At 55.6% G+C, this 23,227-nt stretch carries 22 protein-coding genes; 4 read left to right on the plus strand and 18 right to left on the minus strand.

Features of this window, described 5'->3' with window-relative positions:
• The first annotated feature begins 79 nt into the window (after positions 1–79).
• Positions 80–2,902 (plus strand): excinuclease ABC subunit UvrA, encoded by a 2,823-nt coding sequence (uvrA, locus tag A4308_RS01245; RefSeq protein WP_014882151.1) that lies wholly within the window; start codon positions 80–82, stop codon positions 2,900–2,902.
• Positions 2,903–2,904: 2 nt separating this feature from the next.
• On the opposite strand, the gene A4308_RS01250 is transcribed toward uvrA, so the two are convergent.
• From A4308_RS01250 to dnaB, 6 genes are all read right to left on the minus strand, one after another.
• Positions 2,905–3,258 carry an MmcQ/YjbR family DNA-binding protein gene (locus A4308_RS01250; protein ID WP_014882150.1) on the minus strand — a complete coding sequence of 118 codons (354 nt, stop codon included), beginning with the start codon at positions 3,256–3,258 and terminating at the stop codon, positions 2,905–2,907.
• Positions 3,259–3,260: 2 nt separating this feature from the next.
• Entirely contained in the window at positions 3,261–3,677 is a 417-nt protein-coding gene (locus A4308_RS01255; RefSeq protein WP_014882149.1) for a secondary thiamine-phosphate synthase enzyme YjbQ, read from the minus strand.
• A 113-nt stretch (positions 3,678–3,790) separates the two neighbouring features.
• Positions 3,791–4,504, minus strand: coding sequence for an acid phosphatase AphA (aphA, locus tag A4308_RS01260; RefSeq protein WP_045281830.1), 714 nt, complete (start codon positions 4,502–4,504; stop codon positions 3,791–3,793).
• 217 nt (positions 4,505–4,721) lie between these two features.
• Positions 4,722–5,915, minus strand: coding sequence for an aromatic amino acid transaminase (tyrB, locus tag A4308_RS01265; protein ID WP_063308451.1), 1,194 nt, complete (start codon positions 5,913–5,915; stop codon positions 4,722–4,724).
• A gap of 119 nt (positions 5,916–6,034) precedes the next feature.
• A complete protein-coding gene (alr, locus tag A4308_RS01270) occupies positions 6,035–7,114 on the minus strand; it encodes an alanine racemase (RefSeq protein WP_014882146.1) in 1,080 nt (359 codons plus the stop codon).
• Positions 7,115–7,130: 16 nt separating this feature from the next.
• Positions 7,131–8,543 (minus strand): replicative DNA helicase, encoded by a 1,413-nt coding sequence (gene dnaB / locus A4308_RS01275; protein WP_008503375.1) that lies wholly within the window; start codon positions 8,541–8,543, stop codon positions 7,131–7,133.
• 66 nt (positions 8,544–8,609) lie between these two features.
• On the opposite strand from dnaB, the gene A4308_RS01280 reads away from it, so the two are divergent.
• Positions 8,610–9,593: a quinone oxidoreductase gene (locus tag A4308_RS01280; RefSeq protein ID WP_023331801.1), complete on the plus strand. Its 984-nt coding sequence runs from the start codon at positions 8,610–8,612 to the stop codon at positions 9,591–9,593.
• 184 nt (positions 9,594–9,777) lie between these two features.
• On the opposite strand, the gene pspG is transcribed toward A4308_RS01280, so the two are convergent.
• The 4 genes from pspG to A4308_RS01300 form a co-directional block, all read right to left on the minus strand.
• On the minus strand, positions 9,778–10,020 hold the full coding sequence (gene pspG, locus A4308_RS01285; protein WP_014882144.1) for an envelope stress response protein PspG: 243 nt from the start codon (positions 10,018–10,020) through the stop codon (positions 9,778–9,780).
• A gap of 136 nt (positions 10,021–10,156) precedes the next feature.
• Complete coding sequence (dusA, locus tag A4308_RS01290) at positions 10,157–11,152, minus strand: tRNA dihydrouridine(20/20a) synthase DusA (protein ID WP_014882143.1); 996 nt, start codon at positions 11,150–11,152, stop codon at positions 10,157–10,159.
• Between the two features lie 82 nt (positions 11,153–11,234).
• Positions 11,235–12,494 (minus strand): conjugal transfer protein TraF, encoded by a 1,260-nt coding sequence (gene traF, locus A4308_RS01295; RefSeq protein ID WP_176602214.1) that lies wholly within the window; start codon positions 12,492–12,494, stop codon positions 11,235–11,237.
• Positions 12,495–12,717: 223 nt separating this feature from the next.
• On the minus strand, positions 12,718–13,206 hold the full coding sequence (locus A4308_RS01300) for a cupin domain-containing protein (protein WP_014882141.1): 489 nt from the start codon (positions 13,204–13,206) through the stop codon (positions 12,718–12,720).
• A gap of 115 nt (positions 13,207–13,321) precedes the next feature.
• Between A4308_RS01300 and zur the strand changes: the two genes are divergently transcribed.
• Positions 13,322–13,834, plus strand: coding sequence for a zinc uptake transcriptional repressor Zur (gene zur / locus A4308_RS01305; protein ID WP_014882140.1), 513 nt, complete (start codon positions 13,322–13,324; stop codon positions 13,832–13,834).
• Between the two features lie 48 nt (positions 13,835–13,882).
• On the opposite strand, the gene A4308_RS01310 is transcribed toward zur, so the two are convergent.
• From A4308_RS01310 to A4308_RS01325, 4 genes are all read right to left on the minus strand, one after another.
• On the minus strand, positions 13,883–14,092 hold the full coding sequence (locus A4308_RS01310) for a CsbD family protein (protein WP_014882139.1): 210 nt from the start codon (positions 14,090–14,092) through the stop codon (positions 13,883–13,885).
• Between the two features lie 120 nt (positions 14,093–14,212).
• Complete coding sequence (gene dinF, locus A4308_RS01315; RefSeq protein WP_045281831.1) at positions 14,213–15,550, minus strand: MATE family efflux transporter DinF; 1,338 nt, start codon at positions 15,548–15,550, stop codon at positions 14,213–14,215.
• 63 nt (positions 15,551–15,613) lie between these two features.
• Positions 15,614–16,222: a transcriptional repressor LexA gene (gene lexA, locus A4308_RS01320; RefSeq protein WP_014882137.1), complete on the minus strand. Its 609-nt coding sequence runs from the start codon at positions 16,220–16,222 to the stop codon at positions 15,614–15,616.
• Between the two features lie 108 nt (positions 16,223–16,330).
• Positions 16,331–16,699: a diacylglycerol kinase gene (locus A4308_RS01325; RefSeq protein WP_014882136.1), complete on the minus strand. Its 369-nt coding sequence runs from the start codon at positions 16,697–16,699 to the stop codon at positions 16,331–16,333.
• 154 nt (positions 16,700–16,853) lie between these two features.
• On the opposite strand from A4308_RS01325, the gene plsB reads away from it, so the two are divergent.
• Entirely contained in the window at positions 16,854–19,274 is a 2,421-nt protein-coding gene (gene plsB / locus A4308_RS01330) for a glycerol-3-phosphate 1-O-acyltransferase PlsB (RefSeq protein WP_063308452.1), read from the plus strand.
• A gap of 126 nt (positions 19,275–19,400) precedes the next feature.
• Here the strand turns inward: plsB and gntU are convergent, their stop codons facing one another.
• The 4 genes from gntU to A4308_RS01350 all read right to left on the minus strand — a co-directional run bounded on the left by gntU (position 19,401) and on the right by A4308_RS01350 (position 23,181).
• Positions 19,401–20,741, minus strand: a complete 1,341-nt coding sequence (gene gntU, locus A4308_RS01335; RefSeq protein ID WP_014833577.1) for a gluconate transporter — start codon at positions 20,739–20,741, stop codon at positions 19,401–19,403.
• A 3-nt stretch (positions 20,742–20,744) separates the two neighbouring features.
• Entirely contained in the window at positions 20,745–21,272 is a 528-nt protein-coding gene (gene gntK, locus A4308_RS01340) for a gluconokinase (RefSeq protein WP_014882134.1), read from the minus strand.
• Between the two features lie 126 nt (positions 21,273–21,398).
• Positions 21,399–22,394, minus strand: coding sequence for a gluconate operon transcriptional repressor GntR (gene gntR, locus A4308_RS01345; protein ID WP_014882133.1), 996 nt, complete (start codon positions 22,392–22,394; stop codon positions 21,399–21,401).
• Positions 22,395–22,485: 91 nt separating this feature from the next.
• Positions 22,486–23,181: a pirin family protein gene (locus A4308_RS01350; protein WP_000639796.1), complete on the minus strand. Its 696-nt coding sequence runs from the start codon at positions 23,179–23,181 to the stop codon at positions 22,486–22,488.
• Positions 23,182–23,227 lie beyond the last annotated feature (46 nt).

Raw genomic sequence — 23,227 nt, forward strand, 5'->3', positions numbered from 1 at the left:
GTGTCATAATTAGCCGTTTCTGACAGCCGTTTGTCCTTCAAACAAACCAGGCAATCCGTGTTTCAACCGGGAAAGGTGAATGGATAAGATCGAAGTTCGGGGCGCCCGCACCCACAATCTCAAAAATATCAACCTCATAATCCCTCGCGACAAACTCATCGTCGTGACCGGGCTTTCGGGGTCTGGCAAATCCTCACTGGCTTTCGACACCTTGTATGCCGAAGGACAGCGTCGTTACGTTGAATCTCTCTCCGCGTACGCGCGTCAGTTCCTGTCGCTGATGGAAAAACCGGATGTCGATCATATTGAAGGGTTATCGCCTGCGATCTCCATCGAGCAGAAGTCGACTTCGCATAACCCGCGTTCAACGGTCGGTACCATTACTGAAATTCATGACTACCTGCGTCTGCTGTTTGCGCGCGTGGGTGAGCCGCGCTGCCCGGACCACGACGTCCCGCTGGCGGCGCAGACCGTGAGCCAGATGGTGGATAACGTGCTGTCGCAGCCGGAAGGCAAACGCCTGATGCTGCTGGCGCCAATTATTAAAGAGCGTAAAGGCGAACACACCAAAACGCTGGAGAACCTGGCAAGCCAGGGCTATATCCGCGCCCGTATTGACGGCGAAGTGTGCGACCTGTCGGATCCGCCAAAACTGGAGCTGCAGAAAAAGCACACCATTGAAGTGGTGATCGATCGCTTTAAGGTGCGTGAAGACCTCGCGACGCGTCTTGCGGAATCGTTCGAAACGGCGCTGGAACTCTCCGGTGGTACCGCCGTTGTTTCCGATATGGACGACCCGAAAGCGGAAGAGCTGCTCTTCTCCGCCAACTTTGCCTGCCCGATTTGCGGCTACAGCATGCGCGAGCTGGAACCGCGTCTGTTCTCGTTCAACAACCCGGCAGGCGCATGCCCAACCTGCGACGGCCTGGGCGTACAGCAGTATTTCGACCCGGACCGCGTGATCCAGAACCCTGAGCTGTCGCTGGCAGGCGGCGCCATTCGCGGCTGGGATAAGCGTAACTTTTACTACTTCCAGATGCTGAAATCGCTGGCGGAGCACTATAAGTTCGACGTTGAAGCGCCGTGGGCCAGCCTGAGCCCGAACGTGCACAAAGTGATCCTGTTCGGTTCCGGTAAAGAGAACATCGAGTTCAAATACATGAACGATCGTGGTGATACCTCCGTGCGTCGCCACCCGTTCGAAGGGGTGCTGCACAATATGGAGCGCCGCTACAAAGAGACCGAATCCAGCGCGGTACGCGAGGAGCTGGCGAAGTTCATCAGCAACCGCTCCTGTGCCACCTGTGAAGGCACGCGTCTGCGTCGCGAAGCGCGTCATGTCTTTGTCGAAAACACAGCGCTGCCGACCATCTCAGACATGAGCATCGGCCACGCGATGGACTTCTTCAACAACCTGAAGCTCTCCGGTCAGCGCGCGAAAATCGCTGAAAAAGTGCTGAAGGAGATTGGCGATCGTCTCAAGTTCCTGGTGAACGTGGGTCTGAACTACCTGACGCTTTCCCGCTCGGCAGAAACGCTGTCCGGCGGTGAGGCCCAGCGTATCCGCCTGGCCAGCCAGATTGGCGCGGGCTTAGTCGGCGTGATGTACGTGCTGGATGAGCCGTCAATCGGCCTGCACCAGCGCGACAACGAACGTCTGCTCGGCACGTTGGTCCACCTGCGCAACCTCGGTAACACGGTGATTGTGGTGGAGCACGACGAAGACGCGATTCGCGCTGCGGATCACGTGATCGACATTGGTCCTGGCGCGGGCGTACACGGCGGTCAGGTGGTCGCGGAAGGGACGCTGAAAGACATTATGGCGGTACCCGAGTCGCTGACCGGCCAGTACATGAGCGGCAAGCGTAAGATTGAGGTGCCAAAACAGCGCGTAGCGGCAGATCCGGAAAAAGTGCTGAAGCTGACCGGCGCGCGCGGCAACAACCTGAAAGATGTGACGCTGACGCTACCGGTTGGCCTGTTTACCTGCATCACTGGCGTGTCCGGTTCCGGTAAATCGACGCTGATTAACGATACCCTGTTCCCGATTGCGCAGACGGCGCTGAACGGTGCGACGCTGGCCGAGCCCGCGCCGTACCGAGACATTCAGGGGCTGGAACATTTCGATAAGGTTATCGACATTGACCAGAGCCCGATTGGCCGAACCCCTCGCTCGAACCCGGCGACCTATACCGGCGTCTTCACGCCCGTACGTGAACTGTTCGCCGGCGTGCCGGAAGCGCGTTCACGCGGGTACACGCCGGGACGGTTCAGCTTTAACGTGCGCGGCGGCCGCTGTGAAGCGTGCCAGGGCGATGGCGTCATCAAAGTTGAGATGCACTTCCTGCCGGATATCTACGTCCCGTGCGACCAGTGCAAAGGTAAACGCTATAACCGCGAAACGCTGGAAATTAAGTACAAAGGCAAGACCATCCACGAAGTGCTGGACATGACCATCGAAGAGGCGCGCGAGTTCTTTGACGCCGTCCCTGCGCTGGCACGTAAGCTGCAGACCCTGATGGACGTCGGTCTGACCTACATTCGTCTGGGGCAGTCCGCCACTACGCTGTCGGGCGGTGAAGCCCAGCGCGTGAAGCTGGCGCGTGAGCTCTCCAAACGCGGCACCGGTCAGACGCTGTATATTCTGGATGAGCCGACTACCGGTCTGCACTTTGCGGATATCCAGCAGTTGCTCGACGTGCTGCATCAGCTGCGCGATCAGGGCAACACGATTGTGGTCATCGAACATAATCTGGACGTGATTAAAACCGCGGACTGGATTGTCGATCTCGGCCCGGAAGGCGGCAGCGGCGGCGGTGAAATCCTCGTCTCCGGTACGCCAGAGACCGTTGCAGAGTGCGAAGCCTCGCACACCGCGCGCTTCCTTAAACCGTTGCTGTAATGTCAGACGGAGAGTTGTTGTCGGGTCGCTTCCGGCAGCAGCTCTACTGCCTGTTTATAAGACGCATCCACCAGATAGTAAATTTGCGAGCCGGGCAGGGATCCATCCAGATAAACCGTGCTCCAGTGCGCCTTATTCAGGTGTTTGCTCGGCCTCACATCATCATGCTGCTGGCGTAGCAAATCCGCCAGCTCCGGGCTGGTTTTCAGCGACGCGGCCGGGCGGCCTTCGACCTCTTTCACCATCGCAAACAGCACATCTCCCACTTTTATCTGCGTGGCTTTCCAGTCGCTATGCACGCTCTGCTCCGCGCCAGGTTTACTCATGCAGTACTGAAGTAGCTCCGAAATTGTCATCATTATTCCCCTTGTAGCGTTGCGATAATTTTACGCGAACCACCGTGAATGCGATGTTCTCCCAGCCAGATCCCTTGCCACGTTCCCAGCAGTAGCCGCCCGTTGTGTACCGGCAGCATCAGCGATACCCCGAGCAGAGAAGATTTGATATGCGAAGGCATGTCATCTGCGCCCTCATAATCGTGCTCATAGGGGGCGTTGTCCGGGACACTCTTCAGAAAATGGTTTTCCATATCAGACCGGACAGTGGGATCGCAATTTTCATTAAGCGTGAGGGAGGCTGACGTGTGTTGAAGCAGCAGATGCAGTAAACCCGTTCTGACGCGCGACAAATCGCGGATTTGCCCGATGACTTCCTCCGTCACCAGGTGAAACCCGCGGGGTTTAGCGCTTAAGGTCAGGGTCTGTTGATACCACATGTGCTGCTCCGTTTAGAAAGATGAACCTTTCTAAGTGTGCAGCAAGAAGTCGAAAGGTAAAACCCGCCGCAGAGAGATTTGATTAAAAAAGAATCAAACTCGCGGCCAGACGCTTAATAGTCCGAGTTAACAATCACCTCTTCGCCAAATTTTCCGGCCATCGGCAGCGGTCGATAGGTCGAGTTAGAGGCGCGTAACACCCTGATCGCTCTGGCTCCTGTATCCTGCGCCGCGGTAATGTCGTTATCCGAATCACCATAGAACACTTTGATGTTTTTCTTCTCCAGCCACTGGGTTTTGGTGTTTTGCCCTTCTTTGTCACCCGCAAAAATGACCGGGTTCATGTTGGCAGCCGGGATCTGGAAATCATCCTGCAGGGTTCTGGAGACGGTTTCTGTTTTGGTCTGACTACGACCGGTGACGAAGTAAATGCTGTCGCCGCGCTTCACATGCATGGCAATGACCGCCCGGGCGACCTCTTTCGGGATACTGTAATCGTCCCAGCCGTTATTCATCTTTTCCCAGAACGCCGGGTTCTTCAGATACGCTTCGCTGTCCGGCGAATACATTTTTTTGCCGCGCCAGAATCCCGGGCTGGAGAACAGAACGGTGTCGTCAATATCAAAGCCAACGGCCATGGGCGGGCGGCCCATCAGACTGTTTTCGATTTGGGCCACGGATACCCAGTGAATAGGAGCCTGTTCGGCAAGAATGGCAGCGGTAGTGCCGGTGTAAAGCGGCGTTGGCGCAGAAGCGCGCGCGACGACGGCACTATTAAGTGAGAACAATAAGCAGGCGGCGCTGAGCGCCAGTGTGATCTTGCGCATATTTTCCCCTGAATATTCAGTTTGTTATCGTTTTATTTTGAGTGAATGGTCAAAAAACTATCCGACCATAACCCCAGCGGCAGGTGAAGAAAAGGAGTTTTTGATTATCAATCTGAAGAAAAAGAAGACGATCACAAAGCGAGACATCGACCTGAGTAGCCTGATGCCCTCACCCCGGCCCTCTCCCACAGGGAGAGGGAGAAACCGTAGTGAGTACTTACATTACCGCAGCAAATGCCTGTGCCACGCGATGAACGTTGCTGGCATTGAGACCCGCGACGCACATGCGGCCGCTGGCAATCAGGTAGACGCCGAACTCGTCGCGCAGACGGTCGACCTGCGCGGCGCTCAAACCGGTGTAGCTGAACATCCCGCGCTGCCTGATCAGATAATCAAAGTTATGCCCCGGTACCGCCTCTTTCAGCACGTTGACCAGCTCCTGACGCATCGACAGAATGCGCTTACGTATGGATTCCACTTCGGCAAGCCAGCTAGCTTTCAGCTGTTCGTCACCGAGTACCGTCGCCACAACCTGCGCACCAAAGTTCGGGGGGCTGGAGTAGATACGGCGCACCGTAGCTTTAAGCTGGCCCAGCACGCGGCTGGCAGCTTCGGCATCTTCGCAGACCACGGACAGCCCGCCGACGCGTTCGCCATACAGGGAGAAGATTTTCGAGAAAGAGTTGCTCACCAGCACAGGCAGGCCGGCACTCGCAACGGCGCGGATAGCATAGGCATCGTCTTCCATCCCGGCGCCAAAGCCCTGATAGGCGATGTCGAGGAATGGAATCAGGTTGCGAGCCTTGAGCACCTCAATGACGGCATCCCACTGGTCATTGGTGAGGTCCGCACCCGTTGGGTTGTGGCAGCACGGATGCAGCAGCACAATGCTGCGCGCCGGCAACGTTTTCAGTTTTTCCAGCAGGGCTTCAACGCGCACGCCGTTGGTTTCGCTGTCAAACCACGGATAAGTCTCGACATTAAAGCCTGCGCCCTCAAAAATTGCGACGTGGTTTTCCCACGTCGGGTCACTGACCCACACGCCGGAATCCGGGAAGTATTTTTTCAGGAAATCAGCACCGACTTTCAGCGCGCCCGATCCACCCAGCGTCTGGATGGTCGCCACACGTTTTTGCGCAAGTACCGGATGATCGGCCCCAAACAGCAGCGGTGCGATGGTATTGCGGTACGCATTGAGCCCTTCCATCGGCAGATAGAGCGACGCTCCATGCGGGACCGCATTCAGACGCGCTTCGGCTTCGGCAACGGCTTGCAACTGAGGAATAATACCCTCTTCGTTGTAATACAAACCGATGCTGAGGTTCACTTTATCGCTGCGAGGATCTTCTTTGAAACGCTCCATTAAGGAGAGAATAGGGTCGCCGGCATAGGCGTCAACGTTCTGAAACACGCGATGGTTCTCCGGAATTCGATGAGGCAGGAGTTTCAACAATAAACCGGAAGTGGGAGAAGGTCGAGAGGATGTTAATAAAGTTGAAGTGAGGTTAATAACCTCACTTCACAGACGGTTCAGTCAAGGTATTTCATCGCCACCCGGGAGGTCAGGCGCGTGATAAGTTCGTAAGCACTCACTTTCGTTATTTCAGCAATGCGCTCAACGGGCAGGCCCTCACCCCACATCACCACATCATCACCTGCTTTATCCTGGGCGTCGGGTCCAAGGTCCACGCAAATCATGTCCATCGCGACGCGACCGACAATGTTGACCTCGCGACCATTGACCAGCACCGGTGTACCTGTCGGTGCAGCACGCGGATAGCCATCTCCGTAGCCCATCGCCACCACGCCAAGGCGCGTGTCGCGCTCGCTAATCCAGGTGCCGCCATAGCCCACCGGCTCGCCCGCTTTGTGCTCACGCACGGCAATAAGATTCGAGACCAGCGACATCACTGGCTTAAAGCCAAAGTCCGGCCCCCAGGGTTTGCTCTCCAGAGGCGACACGCCATAAAGAATAATGCCCGGGCGCGCCCAGTCAAAGTGCGACTGCGGCCACAGCAGGATCCCGCCGGAAGCCGCAATCGAGCGCATTCCCGGCTTGCCTTCGCAGAAGGTGTTAAAGATATCGAGCTGCTGCTCGGTTGCCCCACATTCAGGCTCATCGGCACGCGCAAAATGGCTGACGATGTTCACGGGCTGGCGCACGTTTTTGCACCGGCACAAACGCTGATAAAACGCCTCCGCATTTTCCGGGCGAACGCCCAGACGGTGCATGCCCGTGTCGAGCTTCATCCAGACGGTAACGGGTTCACTCAGCTCGGCGTTTTCCAGCGCGGACAGCTGTTCTTCGTTATGTACCGCCGTGTGCAGATGCTGGTCAGCAATCGTAGGCAAGTCTGTGGCTTCGAAAAAGCCTTCCAGTAGCAAAATGGGTTGCGTGATCCCCCCCGCACGCAGGCGGAGAGCTTCTTCAAGACGGGCGACGCCAAAGGCGTCGGCATCGGGGAGCGTTCGCGCGGTCTCAAGAAGACCGTGTCCGTAAGCGTTCGCTTTCACGACTGCAACGAGCTTGCTGGCGGGCGCCAGTTCACGCAAACGTTGCAGGTTGTGTCGCAGAGCGCGGCGGTTAATGACTACAGTTGCCGCTTGCATTTGAATTCCTTAGAAATTACTCATCATCATATTGAGGACCGGCGTAGTTGTCGAAACGCGACCACTGTCCGTTAAAGGTCAGACGCACCGTCCCGATCGGGCCGTTACGTTGTTTACCAATAATAATTTCGGCGATCCCTTTCAGGTCGCTGTTCTCGTGATAAACCTCATCACGGTAGATGAACATGATTAAGTCGGCATCCTGCTCGATGGAGCCGGATTCACGCAGGTCGGAGTTGACCGGGCGTTTATCGGCACGTTGTTCCAGGGAGCGGTTCAGCTGCGACAGCGCCACCACCGGCACGTGCAGCTCTTTGGCTAACGCCTTAAGCGAGCGGGAAATCTCTGCAATTTCCAGCGTACGGTTATCGGAGAGCGACGGCACGCGCATCAGCTGGAGGTAGTCGATCATGATGAGGCCGATACCGCCGTGTTCGCGGGCGATACGGCGCGCGCGGGAGCGCACTTCCGTCGGCGTCAGGCCAGAGGAGTCATCGATATAGATGTTACGTTTTTCCAGCAGAATGCCCATTGTGCCGGAGATACGCGCCCAGTCTTCATCATCGAGCTGGCCGGTACGGATACGAGTCTGGTCCACGCGCGACAGCGATGCCAGAGAACGCATCATAATCTGCTCGGAGGGCATCTCAAGACTGAAGATGAGAACAGGTTTATCCTGCAACATTGCGGCGTTTTCGACGAGGTTCATCGCAAATGTCGTTTTACCCATCGACGGACGCGCCGCAACGATAATCAGATCCGACGGCTGCAGGCCGGCGGTCTTTTTGTTGAGGTCGTCATAACCGGTGTTGACCCCGGTGACACCATCGTGCGGTTGCTGGAACAACTGCTCGATACGCGCCACGGTCGCGTCGAGCACATCGGCAATGTTTTTAGGCCCTTCGTCTTTGTTCGCACGGCTTTCGGCAATTTTAAAGACGCGGGACTCCGCCAGGTCGAGCAGGTCTTCGCTGGTGCGCCCCTGCGGATCAAAACCGGCTTCGGCGATCTCGTTCGCCACCGATATCATTTCACGGACGACGGCACGCTCCCGCACGATATCGGCATAAGCGCTGATGTTCGCCGCGCTTGGCGTGTTTTTTGACAGTTCTGCCAGGTAGGCAAACCCGCCGACGCTGTCCAGCTGACCCTGACGCTCAAGCGATTCCGCGAGCGTAATCAGGTCAATCGGGCTGCCCGACTCCTGCAGGCGCGCCATTTCGGTAAAGATATGACGGTGCGGACGGGTGTAGAAATCCTCAGACACCACGCGCTCAGCGACGTCGTCCCAGCGTTCGTTATCCAGCATTAAACCGCCCAACACCGACTGTTCCGCTTCAATCGAGTGCGGCGGGACTTTTAACCCTGCGACCTGGAAATCACGCTCGCGGGGTTCAGTCTGTTTGTTGAAGGGTTTGTTTCCTGCCATAGTGAATGGAGTTACCGAGATAAAGAGTGGGTCGAAAGATTACCATATTTTTCTTACGGAGGGAGCATGGCAACGCGCATTGAGTTCCAGAAACACGGCGGTCCGGAAGTACTGAAAGCGGTGGAGTTTACCCCCGCAGTGCCTGGCGAGAACGAAATTCAGGTTGAAAACAAAGCTATCGGCATTAACTACATCGATACCTATATTCGCGGCGGTCTCTACCCGCCTCCGTCAATGCCGAGTGGTCTGGGCACCGAGGCGGCCGGTGTCGTCATTAAAGTGGGCAGCGCGGTTAAGCATATTAAAGAGGGCGACCGCGTGGTGTATGCGCAATCTGCGCTGGGCGCTTACAGCTCCGTCCACAACGTTCCGGCGGATAAAGCCGCTCTGCTGCCTGGCGCAATCTCCTTCGAGCAGGCGGCCGCTTCGTTCCTGAAGGGGTTAACGGTTTACTATCTGCTGCGCAAAACCTATGAAATTAAACCCGACGAGCAGTTTCTTTTTCATGCCGCAGCGGGTGGCGTGGGGCTGATTGCCTGCCAGTGGGCGAAAGCCTTAGGCGCGAAACTCATCGGTACCGTGGGCAATGCCCAAAAAGCGCAGCGTGCGCTGGACGCGGGGGCGTGGCAGGTGATCAACTATCGCGAAGAGAGCATCGTCGAGCGCCTGAAAGAGATTACTGGCGGTAAAAAAGTGCGCGTGGTGTATGACTCGGTGGGCAAAGACACCTGGGAGGCGTCGCTGGACTGCCTGCAACGTCGCGGGCTGATGGTGAGCTTTGGGAATGCGTCAGGCGCTGTCACTGGCGTCAATCTTGGCATCCTGAATCAGAAAGGCTCGCTCTACGTGACCCGCCCTTCCCTGCAGGGCTATATCACCAACCGGGAAGAACTGGAGGAAGCCAGCAACGAGCTATTCTCGCTGATCGCCAGCGGCGTGATTAAGGTGGACGTGGCGGATGCGCAGAAATATCCGCTGACCGATGCGCAGCGTGCGCATGAGGTGCTGGAAAGCCGGGCGACACAGGGTTCAAGTTTACTCATTCCCTGAGCCCCAAAAAGAAATTGGGCTTCCCGTGGGAAGCCCTTTCTTTTTTTAGTTCGGCTGTATGTAGGGTACAGCTCGATGAATTCTGTAGCGGCAGCCATAGTGACAGATTCGATAAGTAAATCCTATTCTGTTCTAAGTAATGCTGCCGGGAAAGTTACAAGTATGTGACGAACCCCTCAATACCTTAGTAACGGAAGCGGTTATTGCGCTGATAAGTCGGCAGTTTTGGTGATTTAATCGCCCGTATCGCCCACACCACCGCAATGGCCAGTAATAACCACGGCAGCAGTTTGATGGTCAGGGCAAACAGTCCGCCGATAAACATCACCACCGTCGCCACGACGAGCGCAGCGAGAATGCCGAGCAGCGAAACGCCCGTGGCTAACAGCATGACAAAAAAGCCAATGACAAAAAGTAGTTCCAGCATGGTGCTCTCCCACGAATTCCCGAGTAATACAGTCTGTATTACAAGAATCATGCCAAAACTAAACCATTGTTCTTAAAGAAAAACGCCCCGCAATGATATGCAGGGCGTGGTGAATTTGACGATCTTTTAGCGAAAATTATCGCTTATCTGCGACCAGTCGCAGCGCATGTTCCAGCACCTCGATATCCGCACCGGCTTTATGTGCGTTCTCACTGAGGTAACGACGCCACTGCCGCGCCCCCGGTATGCCCTGGAACAGGCCCAACATATGGCGGGTAATGTGGCCGAGATACGTGCCGTTGCTCAGCTCGCGCTCAATGTAAGGATACATGGCGCGCACGACGGCAACCGGATCGGTATCGGCGCCGTCAACGCCAAAGATTTCACGGTCGACCGTCGCCAGAATGCCCGGGTTCTGATAGGCCTCGCGTCCGACCATCACGCCGTCCATATGTTCGAGGTGCGCTTTGGCTTCTTCAAGCGACTTAATACCGCCGTTGATCGACATCGTCAGATGCGGGAAATCACGTTTAAGCTGATATACGCGCGGATAGTCCAGCGGTGGGATCTCACGGTTCTCTTTCGGGCTCAGGCCGGAGAGCCAGGCTTTACGGGCGTGGATGATAAACATCTCGCATTCGCCTTTGCCGGACACCGTGTTGATGAAATCGCACAGGAATTCGTAGCTGTCCTGGTCGTCAATGCCGATACGGGTTTTGACCGTCACGGGAATGGAGACCACATCACGCATCGCCTTGATACAGTCGGCAACCAGCTGCGCGTTCCCCATCAGACACGCACCGAACATACCGTTTTGCACACGGTCTGAAGGACAGCCAACGTTGAGGTTAATCTCGTCATAGCCGCGCGCTTCCGCCAGCTTCGCACACTGCGCCAGCGCGGCCGGATCGCTGCCACCCAGCTGCAAGGCAACCGGATGCTCTTCTTCACTGTATGCCAGATAGTCGCCCTTGCCGTGAATGATTGCACCAGTGGTCACCATTTCGGTGTACAGCAGCGTATGGCGGGAGAGCTGACGCAGGAAGAAGCGGCAGTGTCTGTCCGTCCAGTCGAGCATTGGCGCAATGGAGAAACGGTGTGCTGGGAAAGCGGTCTGGTATTCTGACAACATGGCGAAGTTTTAAGCATCTGGTGGAAAAGGGGCGCTACTATAGCACAAAGAAAAGCCGGAGGCGCAGCGCCTCCGGTGCACTTTAGAACGTCATGCTTAGCTGTGCCCCTGCGCCCCAGGTTTCGTCTTCACCGTAGAGGCCCATCAGGTCAACATGCACGGTGTTGAACGGCGCGAAGCCGACACCACCGGTAAAGACGTTGCTGTCGTTACCCTTCACGTCAGCGCGATAACCTGCGCGTACCGCCAGCCAGCTCAGCGGGGTCACTTCAGCACCTACCCCAACATACTGCGAGGTATCTTCGCTCTTGAAACCTTTGGTTTCGGTCAGATCGCCATCAGCGGTCAGCGTAACAAGATCGTTGTGCCAGGCGGCGCCCGCGGTGACCAGCGGACGGATCTGGTAGGTGTCTTTATAGCTCACCACTTCTCCCGTACGCCCGTTGCGGATGCGGATATCCTTGCTGTCGATATCGCGTGACATCAGGTTTTGCCCGCTCAGGCCGACCGTCCAGTTTTCGCCAAAATCAGCGGCAATACCAGCATCAACGTTAAAGCCCGTATCGTCTGTACGGTAGCGGCTATCGTTCCACTTATTACTGTCGTAATCGTAGATGGAAGTGGTGTAGTTATAGATCCAGGTTTTTTGCAGTTTTGGCGTGACGCCAACGGAAACCGGGATGCCCCCGAGATCGAACTGACGGGCAACCGCAATACCGTAGTCGGACACAATCGCCGCCCGGCCAGACGCCGTTGAGTTGAGGTTTTTGGTAATCTGATCCGTGCCATTCAGCGCTGCATCCAGGGCAACACCGGCAGCAACCACATCGCTTCGTTGAATACTGCGCAGATAATCAATATCTTGCTGGTCGATAGATGAGCTAACCCGACCATGAGCATAACCTTTGGCCATAAAGGCCACGGAAAGCACATCGTTAGGGATACTCACGGCAAGTCCTGCCCCTGCCGTTGCACGTGCAGTTTTACCCTTGAGATAGTCCAGTTCATCGGCAAGATCTTTGGCCGCGCCCTGGAACTGGTTGATCGAACCTAACGGATTGGTGATGACTTCAATAGGCGTAAGGTTATCAACCACATCCTTATAGTGATTGATTTTGTCGTTGATGGTATCAATCTCATCCTGAAGATTGTCTTCATCCGTCACCTGCACCCCAACGGATGGCAAAATGACCGTCACATCATCGTCCGGTTTTGCCTTTGCCAGCAGCGCGGGGTTGATTAACGCTCCGCTGCCATAACTGCCAGCGGCTACGCCCGTCCCGCCCATGGCGTCGCTACGTGATTCTGTCCAGGTATTGGCTGCTCCCGCCTGATTTGCCATAAACAGGGAAACAGCAATGCTAACCACCGAAAATTTAAAATGTTTTTTCACAGTATGCCCGTAATAGTTTGTTATTAGATAACCCCTGTCTGTTATCACCCAAACAGGAACGAACTATTGCTGTGAATAAGAAGCAAAAGACCCGCTATTTCTTTCCCTAAGTGAAATTCCCTTACGGCCTGTTGTAATTTGTGACGGCCTTCAATATTTATAGAAGAGGAAATTATTTTTTCACAGGTTTTCCATCATGCGGGCCAAAAAACTGCGGAGGATGGTCAACCCAGCGATCCTCCCGCGTGGCGGCATAGACCGGATTGAGCGGATAGTAGATGCGGTTGTGCTTCTTGTTGGCCTCGCCCACCACCAGTAATCGAACCTCTTCATCCGTGTTGTTGATAAAGGTATGGCAGACGCCGGTTCCGGCAGGAAATCCCACGCTGTCGCCGGGTTCAAGTTTCCACAAATAGCCATTAATCCAGGCTTCAGGATAGCCCTCAAGCACGTAGATAAACTCTTCTTCGTCACTCTCTGCATGGGGATAGGATGTCCGACGCCCGGGCAATAAACGCTCATGATGAATACCGATACGTCGGAGGCCAAGGCTGCGGGCCAGCGGTGCACCGATAGAAAAGAGCTCATTACTGTCGGGGTAGGTGGCGTCATCCGGCCCTTCTATGTCGCGCCAGTGCTTAATACAGTCTGGTTTTTTCATGATGATATTCCCGATTTGCGATGCGTCAGGTATAGCACAGCCTGACGGATATCGGTGTTTTTACCAGAACATGATAAAGTGAGGGTTTTACGTCCCAGAACATCCGAGGTGCTCAATGGATAAGTCCACAAAAGAGCTGTTAGCGCAGGCCGAAAAGCTGTGCGCGCAACGCAATGTGCGCCTGACTCCGCAGCGCCTTGAAGTCTTACGTCTGATGAGCCTACAACAGGGTGCCATCAGCGCCTATGACCTGCTCGACCTGCTCCGCGAAAGCGAGCCGCAGGCTAAACCGCCGACAGTGTATCGCGCGCTGGATTTCCTGCTGGAACAAGGATTTGTTCATAAAGTGGAATCCACAAACAGCTATGTACTGTGCCATCTTTTCGATCAGCCCACCCACACGTCGGCCATGTTTATCTGCGACCGTTGTGGCGTAGTGAAAGAAGAAGCTGCGGAAGGCGTGGAAGACATTATGCATACGCTGGCGGCAAGAATGGGGTTTGCCCTGCGTCATAATGTGATTGAAGCACACGGGCTGTGTTCAGCGTGTGTCGAGGTGGAAGCGTGTCGACATCAGGATGAGTGTCAGCATGACCACTCTATTCTGGTGAAAAAAAAGCCGCGTTAGCAGCAAAAGAAAAGGCGGCCTGAAGCCGCCCCAGTAGGTTATTCAGCGTTACCAGCGGTAATCGTTGCGGGTTTCCCAGTCTTTGACTTCGTTTTCCGCCTGATCTTTCGCGTAGCCGTAACGTTCCTGAATTTTACCGACAAGCTGATCGCGCTTACCTTCAATGACGGTCATATCGTCATCTGTCAGCTTACCCCACTGTTCTTTCGCTTTACCTTTGAACTGCTTCCAGTTGCCGCCGATTTCGTCTTTATTCATCATCGTGTCCTCTTAGTTAAGCGTCGGGTCGTAACGTCCGTTACGTTCTTTTCTGCTGGACGTGATAATTATTGTAGTTAAGGATTCGGCGGTTGATTTCATATTCGGAATCTTTAACCATCACGATATATCGTGATGCGAAGGAAACCAGGTATTGTTTTGCCAGTGGCGGCGCCATATAAAAGCCAGCGACAGGCCACGCAGAGAGAGAAAGACCGCAAGCGCCAACCACAAACCATGATTACCCAGCCAGGGAAGCGTCAGCAGCGTCAGGCCAAATCCTGCCGCCGCAACGGCCATACTGTTACGCATTTCCGCCCCTCGCGTCGCACCAATAAACATGCCGTCCAGCAGATAACACCAGACACCCACCACCGGTAAGATGACTTGCCAGATGAGATAGTGGCTCGCCAGTTCGCGCAGCGCAGGGAGAGAGGTCAGTAAGGCAACAATCTGTTCGCCGAAGCAGGCATAGACCACAGCAAACACCAGCGCTACCAGTCCTGACTGACGGCAGGCTGCCCGCCAGACATCATGAAGCTGCCCGCTTTCACGCGCGCCATACGCCTGCCCCGAATGTGCTTCAACCGCGTAGGCAAAGCCGTCCAGCGCATAGGCGGTAAACGTCAGCAGCGTCATCAATACCGCGTTGACCGCGACGATTTCAGGCCCCAGCCGTGCACCGAAGACCGTCAGCGCGCCGAAGCAGAGTTGCAGAAGCAGCGAGCGCAGCATGATGTCACGGTTAAGCGCCAGCAGCTTACGGATATTGCCGCGCCATGCGGTTTTCAGCAGCGCGAGGGAGATCCCGCGCATCGCCAGCACGCGCCAGACCATCCACAGCCCCATCACAAAGGTCCCGTATTCAGCAATCGCCGTCGCCAGTGCCGCGCCCCGCACGTTCATATGGAGGCCCATCACCAGCCAGAGATCCAGCACGATGTTGAGCAGGTTTCCCACGACCAGCAGAATCACTGGCGCACGAGCATACTGAACGCCCAGTAACCAACCCAGCAGAACCAGATTTGCCAGCGAAGCGGGCGCACTGAGCCAGCGGATTTCGAGAAAACGTCGCGCCTGCTCCAGTACCGCCTCACTGCCGCCAACGATATGGAGCGCAAGGTCAATCAGGGGATCACGGAGTAAAACGATTAACGCGCCCGCGCCCAACGCAAGCATCAGCGGCTGCACCAGCGCCCGCGCCAGACGTAACGGATCTTTTGCACCATACGCCTGTGCCGTGAGTCCGGTGGTGCTCATGCGCAAAAAGAGCAGCAGCATAAAGAGGAAGCTGGTTGCCGTCGCGCCAATCGCCACGCCGCCAAGATAGACAGGGGAATCGAGATGCCCAATAACGGCCGTGTCGACCAGACCCAGCAAGGGCACGGTGATATTGGAGAAAATCATCGGCAGTGCAAGACGCCACAATGCCTTATCGGATGCCGTCAGCAGTGACATGAGAAACACCGGGAGTGGTCAATAAGGCAGGCTACAGCGGAACCGTAGCCTGTCAGGAAGAGATTACAGCCATTCACCGTTGCGAATCACACCGACCGCCAGACCTTCGATAGAGAAGCTCTGTTCGCGGAGATCGACCACAATGGGAGAGAACTCGCTGTTTTCGGGCAGCAACTGAACGGTGTTACCCTGCTTTTTCAGACGCTTAACGGTCACTTCGTCATCAATGCGCGCGACCACCACCTGGCCGTTCCGCACATCCTGCGTTTTGTGTACCGCCAGCAGATCGCCGTCGAGAATGCCGATATCTTTCATCGACATGCCGCTTACGCGCAGCAGAAAATCTGCGCTCGGCTTGAACATACCAGGATCAACCTGGTAGTGGCCTTCGATATGCTGCTGCGCCAGCAGCGGCTCACCCGCAGCAACACGGCCTATCAGCGGAATGCCCGTCTCTTCTTCCACCAGCAGGCGGATACCGCGTGACGCGCCTGAAACAATTTCAATCACGCCCTTACGTGCCAGCGCTTTCAGGTGTTCTTCGGCAGCATTCGGAGAACGGAAGCCCAGACGCTGAGCGATTTCCGCACGCGTGGGTGGCATACCCGTCTGGCCGATATGATCCCGAATGAGATCAAACACCTCTTGCTGCCTGGTCGTTAATGCTTTCATTCCGCCCCCTGGGTGTATATACAGTTATGCTGTGAGTATATACAGTCAAAGGTGAATTTGGAACCAAAAACTGCACAAAAAACCAGGGACTTAATTATTACTCGAGGCTCATCGGAAATGTGACCAAAGCAGCGTGACCCAGGTAATGACTGCAGTGATAATCGCCAGCAGCACAGCGGCAGAACCCATGTCTTTCGCGCGACCGGAGAGCTCGTGGAACTCTGAGCCAATACGGTCAACAACGGCCTCAATAGCGCTATTGAGAATTTCCACTATCATCACCAGAAGCACGGAACCGATGAGAAGTACGCGGGTAATAGCATCGACATCAAGGAAACAGGCGATGATGACCGCGATGATAGCGGCGACACCTTCCTGACGAAAGGCGGCTTCGTTGATCCACGCGGCACGGAAACCTTTCCATGAATAGCCGGCGGCTTTGATGATACGCGTTAACCCAGTGGTATTATTGGCCATTAAAAGAACCTTTTATGAAAAAAAGCGTCAGTAACAGGAACTGTAGCGCGTTTCGCTACAGCCTGAAGTATGACGGGTAACAACAGAAATTTTGCGCGCTTTCTGTTATCCTTGCGCCGCAATTGCATTATTAACCAGAGGCTTTACATCGTTTATGTCCGGCTGGCCACGAATTTACTACAAATTACTTAATTTACCATTAAGCATCCTGGTAAAAAGCAAGTCTATCCCAGCAGAACCCGCGCTGGAATTGGGGCTCGATACGTCGCGTCCTATTATGTACGTTTTGCCTTATAACTCGAAGGCAGACTTACTGACCCTTCGCGCCCAATGTCTGGCGCATGACTTACCTGACCCGCTTGAACCGCTGGAAGTCGACGGCACGTTGTTGCCGCGCTACGTGTTCATTCATGGCGGGCCGCGTGTATTTACCTATTACACGCCAAAAGAAGAGTCCATTAAGCTGTTCCACGACTATCTCGACCTGCACCGCAGCAATCCCGATTTGGATGTGCAGATGGTGCCGGTATCGGTGATGTTTGGCCGCCGTCCGGGCCGTGAAAAAGGCGAAGAGAATCCGCCGCTGCGTATGCTTAACGGCATCCAGAAGTTCTTCGCGGTCTCCTGGCTGGGACGCGACAGCTTTGTGCGCTTCTCCCCTTCCGTTTCACTGCGCCGAATGGCAGATGAGCACGGTACCGACAAGATCATCGCGCAGAAGCTGGCGCGCGTAGCACGTATGCACTTCGCCCGTCAGCGCCTCGCGGCCGTCGGGCCACGACTCCCGGCGCGTCAGGACCTGTTCAACAAACTGTTGGCCTCCAAAGCGATCGCCCGCGCCGTTGAAGACGAAGCGCGTAGCAAGAAGATTTCGCATGAGAAAGCCCAGCAGAACGCCATTGCGCTGATGGAAGAGATTGCCGCGAACTTCTCTTACGAGATGATTCGCCTTTCCGATCGTATTCTCGGCTTTACCTGGAACCGCCTGTATCAGGGCATCAACGTTCATAACGCCGAGCGTGTACGCCAGCTGGCGCATGATGGCCATGAAATTGTCTATGTCCCCTGCCACCGCAGCCACATGGACTACCTGCTTCTCTCCTACGTGCTCTATCACCAGGGGCTGGTACCACCGCACATCGCGGCCGGTATTAACCTGAATTTCTGGCCAGCGGGCCCGATCTTCCGCCGCCTGGGCGCCTTCTTTATCCGTCGTACCTTCAAGGGCAATAAGCTCTACTCCACCGTGTTCCGAGAGTATCTGGGCGAACTGTTCAGCCGCGGCTATTCCGTGGAGTACTTCGTGGAGGGTGGTCGCTCCCGTACCGGACGTCTGCTTGATCCGAAGACCGGCACGCTGTCGATGACCATTCAGGCGATGCTGCGCGGCGGAACCCGTCCGATCACGCTGGTGCCTATCTACATTGGTTATGAGCACGTCATGGAAGTGGGTACGTATGCCAAAGAACTGCGTGGCGCAACCAAAGAGAAAGAGAGCCTGCCGCAGATGTTGCGCGGCCTGAGCAAGTTACGCAACCTGGGTCAGGGCTACGTGAACTTTGGCGAGCCAATGCCGCTGATGACGTACCTGAACCATCACGTTCCGGAGTGGCGCGAATCCATCGATCCTATCGAAGCGGTTCGTCCTGCCTGGCTGACACCAACGGTTAACGGCATTGCATCCGAGCTGATGGTGCGTATTAACAACGCGGGGGCGGCTAACGCCATGAACCTGTGCTGTACCGCGCTACTGGCTTCTCGTCAGCGCTCCCTGACCCGTGAACAGCTCACGGAGCAGCTGGACTGCTACCTGGACATGATGCGCAACGTGCCTTACTCGATTGATTCAACGGTTCCTGCGGCTACCGCCAGCGAGCTCATCGATCACGCGTTGCAGATGAACAAGTTTGAAGTCGAGAAGGATACGATCGGCGACATTATCATTCTGCCGCGCGAACAGGCCGTGTTGATGACGTACTATCGCAACAACATCGCGCATATGCTGATGCTGCCGTCGCTGATGGCGGCCATCATTACCCAGCATCGCCACATTTCACGTCAGGAGCTATTGCGTCACGTTGATACGCTCTACCCGATGCTGAAAGCGGAGCTGTTCCTGCGCTGGAGCAAAGATGAGTTGGCCGTTGAGCTGGATAAACTGACGGAAGAACTTCGTCGTCAGGGGCTGATCACCGTTGCCAACGATGAGCTGCATATCAATCCGTCACGCTCCCGAACCCTGCAGCTGCTGGCGGCCGGTGCGCGCGAAACGCTGCAGCGCTACGCCATTACGTTCTGGCTGCTGAGTGCGAACCCGTCGATCAACCGCGGTACGCTGGAGAAAGAGAGCCGGACGCTGGCACAGCGCCTGTCTGTGCTGCACGGCATTAACGCACCAGAATTCTTCGACAAAGCGGTCTTCAGTTCCCTCGTGCTGACGCTGCGTGATGAAGGCTTCATCAGTGATACGGGCGATGCCGAGCCAGAAGAGACGCTGAAGGTTTACCAGATGCTGGCAGAGCTGATTACGTCAGATGTGCGCTTGACGATTGAGAGCGCGACGCAGGGCGAGTGATGTAAAAAAGCCGGGTGGTGGTTTCACCTTTCCCGGCCTGATGTTCTGCATAAGATGAAAAGATTAAGGCCCGGTCAGCGTTAACGCTACCGGGCCTTATTTTTGAGCCGGGTTAAATCACCGCATTCAGCTCAGCAACGTAAAGGCAATCATCCCGACAATCGCACCCGTCGTACCGAGGATGGTTTCCATCAGCGTCCAGGTTTTCAGGGTTTGCGCTTCGGTGGCGCCGGTAAATTTACCGAACAGCCAGAAGCCAGCGTCGTTAACGTGAGAGACCACAATTGAACCGCCCGCGATACAGATAGACAGCGCTGCCATCTGCGCACCGGAGTAGTTCAGCTGTTCAATCACCGGCATTACCAGACCCACGGCGGTTAAACACGCCACGGTGGCGGAACCCTGGATAATACGCACAGCCGCCGCCAGCACGAAGCAGGTTACCGCAATCGGCAGGCCCATTCCGGTCAGCGCTTCACCCAGAGCCGGGCCCACGCCAGAATCCACCAGCACCTGCTTGAACACGCCACCGGCACCAATCACCAGCAGGATAATACCCGCAGGCTGCAGCGCGGCACCGCAGATCTCCATCACGCGGTCTTTCGGCATTCCCTGACGCATCGCAAGGCCGTAAATAGCCACCAGACACGCCACCAGGATCGCCGTAAACGGGTGACCAATGAACTCAAACCATTCGTAGGCGGTAGAGCCCACCGGCACAAAACGCGCTGCGATGGTTTTCAGACCCACGAGGACCAGCGGGAGCAGGATCAGTGACAGACTGAAGCCAAAGGACGGCATTTTGCCTTCGCCCAAATGCGGCTCGGTGATGTCATCCGGAATGTGCAGCTCAACGTAACGGCTAATGAAGTTGCCCCACAGCGGGCCGGCAATGATCATTCCCGGGATCGCGGCGCACAGGCCAATCAGGATCATCCAGCCAAAGTCAGCGTGCATCTGGGAGGCCAGCAGCATCGGCGCGGGCCCAGGCAACAGAAACGCTGCCGCTGCCGCCACGCCCGCAAACAGCGGAATGACCAGCTTCACGAGGTTGGTACCGGTATGACGCGCCATAGAGAATGCCACGCTAATCAGCAGCACAACCGCCACCTCGAAGAACAGCGGCAGCGCGCAAATCAGACCCGCCAGACCAATCGCATAGTGCGCGCGGCTGTGGCCGAAGGATTTCAGCATCTTGACGGCAATCTGATCGACCGCGCCCGTCTCATGTAAAATCTTGCCAAACATCGCGCCCAGCGCGACCACAATCGCCAGGAAGCCGAGCGTGCCTCCCATCCCTTTTTCCATCGTCGCAGCGATCTTGTCGAGCGGCATACCGGAAAAGAGACCTGCACCAATAGAAACCACCATCAAAGCAACGAAGGCGTGCATACGCGCCTTCATCACTAAAAACAGCAGCAGCAATACCGAACCCACTGCTGTCAAAACTAGCGTTAATGTACTCAAAACTTACTGCCTTTTATTAATGACCTCGATGGTGCTGGCTACAACACCCTCCAGTGACTGATCGATATCAACCACTAAGACGTCTTTCTCATCTTCACCCGGCTCCTGGAGCGCGTCGAACTGCGTCACCAGCATCTGGGTTTTGAAGAAGTGACCTTTACGCGCCTTCAGTCGGCTTTCAATCACCTCGAAATCGCCTTTCAGGTAGATGAAAGAGAGGTTCGGGTTGCCGTCGCGCAGCAGATCGCGGTAGGTTTTTTTCAGCGCGGAGCAGACGATCAGCGAAACTTTGTTGGTACGCTGCATGGCGAATGCGGCGTCGTTCAGCGCCTGCAGCCACGGTTTGCGATCGTCGTCGTTCAGCGGCTCGCCGGAGGCCATTTTCATGATGTTGCTGCGCGGATGGAGGAAGTCACCATCAAGAAACGCAGCCTGGAGTTGATGCGCCACTTCGCTCGCCACGGCAGATTTACCGCTACCGGACACGCCCATCAGGACGTAAACGTGGTGATCATGATTAGTCGTGCTCAAAGGGTGTCCCTCAGTCAATTGTTACGGGTAACAGTTATCGGTAACATTGTCCTGCCGGGGCAAAAGAGAAGCAATATCCAAACGTGCGCGAAGTGAATAAGTGTGAGCTAGTTCAAATTTGTCAGCTCAAATAGATCCACCCGGTGACAAGGTGAAACCTAAATCTAACATCTTAGGCGTAACCGTCTCGCCACGAATGCGCGCCAGCAGGCGTTCTGCGCCAATGCGGCCCATACGTTCACGCGGTGTCAGCACGCTCGCCAGACGCGGCTCCATCACCTGGCCGATGTCATGGCCGTGGAAACCCGCAATCGCCATATCTTCCGGGATCTTCAGCCCCAGGCGCTGGCATTCGAACGCTGCACCGACCGCAAGGTCATCGTTGGTACAGAAAATACCGTCCAGTTGCGGATACTCGCGTCGCGCCTGACGCATCAGCTCAATACCCGACGTATAGGAAGAGGACTGCTCAACCATTACGCTGTACGGGGTTAAGTTCGCGTCGAGCATCGCCTGCTCGTATCCCTTCTGTTTGATGATAGTACGTTCATCAAGACGCGCGCCCAGATAGGCGATATGACGATGTCCCCGGGCGATGATGGCCGCCGTCATCTGACGTGCCGCTTCGAAGTTATCAAAACCCACGGCGATGTCGAGGCACGGCGACTGGCTGTCCATCAGCTCCACCACCGGAATACCCGCCACTTCAATCATTTTTAGCGTGCGGGCGGTGTGCGTACGTTCGGTTAAAATCAGGCCGTCGATGTTCCAGGAAAGCATGGATTCAAGACGTTCTTCTTCCAGCTCCGGCTTGTACCCGTAGTGGGCGAGCATGGTCTGGTAACCAAACGCATCGGTGACGCTTTCAATGCCGCGAAGCACCTCGGCGAAAACCTGGTTGGTTAAGGAAGGCAGGAGGACACCCACCGCACGGCTGGTCGCATTGGAGAGAATATCGGGTGCGCGGTTGGGGATATAACCCAGTTCATCAAGGGCTGCGGCAATCTTGCCACGCAACGCCACGGAAACCTGTTCCGGGTTACGTAAAAAGCGGCTGACCGTCATTTTGGTCACACCGACGCGATCGGCGACATCCTGAAGTACGGGGCGTTTCTTTTTCATCGTCCTGAGAAATCTTGAAGTGAGAGATTTGCTCAGTTTATCACGGACAAAGCTCAACCTTCCCCGTTTAAAGGGAAGGTTGAGAAATTATTTAGACCGGCGGCAGGTCAAACAGCAGGATTTCACTTTCGCTGTCGGCGTGCACGGAGAGTGCCTGTTCATCCCAGATAGCCAGACCATCGGCAGTGGTGGCTTTGGTGCCGTTGATGGACACCTCACCTTTCACTACCTGGATCCAGACGCGGCGGTTAGCGGCAATCTGATGCACAGACTGTTCATCTTTCGCCAGCGCCCAGCGGTACAGCTCCATGTCCTGATGCACTTTCAGGGAACCTTCACGCGCATCCGGGGACAGCACCAGCTGTTTGCCCTGTTTGGCGTCGAAGCGGCGCTGCTCATAGCGCGGCGTGATGCCGGTCTCTTCTGGAATGATCCAGATTTGATACAGGTGCAGTTTTTCCGTTTTACTCGGGTTGTACTCGGAATGACGCACCCCGGTACCCGCGCTCATGATCTGGAACTCGCCCGCCGGAACCTGCTCTTTGTTGCCCATGCTGTCCTGGTGCTCAACCGCCCCTTCCAGCACATAGGTCAGGATTTCCATGTCTTTGTGCGGGTGGGTACCGAAGCCCTGACCTGCATCAATCACGTCGTCGTTAATGACGCGCAGTGCAGAGAAGCCCATGAAGTTCGGGTCGTAGTAGTCGGCAAACGAGAATGAATGCCATGAGTCCAGCCAGCCATGATTCGCGTGACCACGTTCGTTTGCTTTGCGTAAATAGATCATTGTTTTCACCCTCAGTTCGTTTCGATGGAGTAAGTGTGGACGCAAA

The organism is Enterobacter sp. ODB01 (assembly GCF_001623605.1).
Taxonomy (GTDB): Bacteria; Pseudomonadota; Gammaproteobacteria; order Enterobacterales; family Enterobacteriaceae; genus Enterobacter; species Enterobacter kobei.

What these genes read in the sequence shown, in the direction of transcription:
- uvrA (WP_014882151.1), top strand. Translation starts at nt 80, where the DNA reads ATGGATAAGATCGAAGTTCGGGGCGCCCGCACCCACAATCTCAAAAAT.
- A4308_RS01250 (WP_014882150.1), bottom strand. Translation starts at nt 3,258, where the DNA reads ATGACAATTTCGGAGCTACTTCAGTACTGCATGAGTAAACCTGGCGCG.
- A4308_RS01255 (WP_014882149.1), bottom strand. Translation starts at nt 3,677, where the DNA reads ATGTGGTATCAACAGACCCTGACCTTAAGCGCTAAACCCCGCGGGTTT.
- aphA (WP_045281830.1), bottom strand. Translation starts at nt 4,504, where the DNA reads ATGCGCAAGATCACACTGGCGCTCAGCGCCGCCTGCTTATTGTTCTCA.
- alr (WP_014882146.1), bottom strand. Translation starts at nt 7,114, where the DNA reads ATGCAAGCGGCAACTGTAGTCATTAACCGCCGCGCTCTGCGACACAAC.
- dnaB (WP_008503375.1), bottom strand. Translation starts at nt 8,543, where the DNA reads ATGGCAGGAAACAAACCCTTCAACAAACAGACTGAACCCCGCGAGCGT.
- A4308_RS01280 (WP_023331801.1), top strand. Translation starts at nt 8,610, where the DNA reads ATGGCAACGCGCATTGAGTTCCAGAAACACGGCGGTCCGGAAGTACTG.
- pspG (WP_014882144.1), bottom strand. Translation starts at nt 10,020, where the DNA reads ATGCTGGAACTACTTTTTGTCATTGGCTTTTTTGTCATGCTGTTAGCC.
- dusA (WP_014882143.1), bottom strand. Translation starts at nt 11,152, where the DNA reads ATGTTGTCAGAATACCAGACCGCTTTCCCAGCACACCGTTTCTCCATT.
- traF (WP_176602214.1), bottom strand. Translation starts at nt 12,494, where the DNA reads ATGGCAAATCAGGCGGGAGCAGCCAATACCTGGACAGAATCACGTAGC.
- A4308_RS01300 (WP_014882141.1), bottom strand. Translation starts at nt 13,206, where the DNA reads ATGAAAAAACCAGACTGTATTAAGCACTGGCGCGACATAGAAGGGCCG.
- zur (WP_014882140.1), top strand. Translation starts at nt 13,322, where the DNA reads ATGGATAAGTCCACAAAAGAGCTGTTAGCGCAGGCCGAAAAGCTGTGC.
- A4308_RS01310 (WP_014882139.1), bottom strand. Translation starts at nt 14,092, where the DNA reads ATGAATAAAGACGAAATCGGCGGCAACTGGAAGCAGTTCAAAGGTAAA.
- dinF (WP_045281831.1), bottom strand. Translation starts at nt 15,550, where the DNA reads ATGTCACTGCTGACGGCATCCGATAAGGCATTGTGGCGTCTTGCACTG.
- lexA (WP_014882137.1), bottom strand. Translation starts at nt 16,222, where the DNA reads ATGAAAGCATTAACGACCAGGCAGCAAGAGGTGTTTGATCTCATTCGG.
- A4308_RS01325 (WP_014882136.1), bottom strand. Translation starts at nt 16,699, where the DNA reads ATGGCCAATAATACCACTGGGTTAACGCGTATCATCAAAGCCGCCGGC.
- plsB (WP_063308452.1), top strand. Translation starts at nt 16,854, where the DNA reads ATGTCCGGCTGGCCACGAATTTACTACAAATTACTTAATTTACCATTA.
- gntR (WP_014882133.1), bottom strand. Translation starts at nt 22,394, where the DNA reads ATGAAAAAGAAACGCCCCGTACTTCAGGATGTCGCCGATCGCGTCGGT.
- A4308_RS01350 (WP_000639796.1), bottom strand. Translation starts at nt 23,181, where the DNA reads ATGATCTATTTACGCAAAGCAAACGAACGTGGTCACGCGAATCATGGC.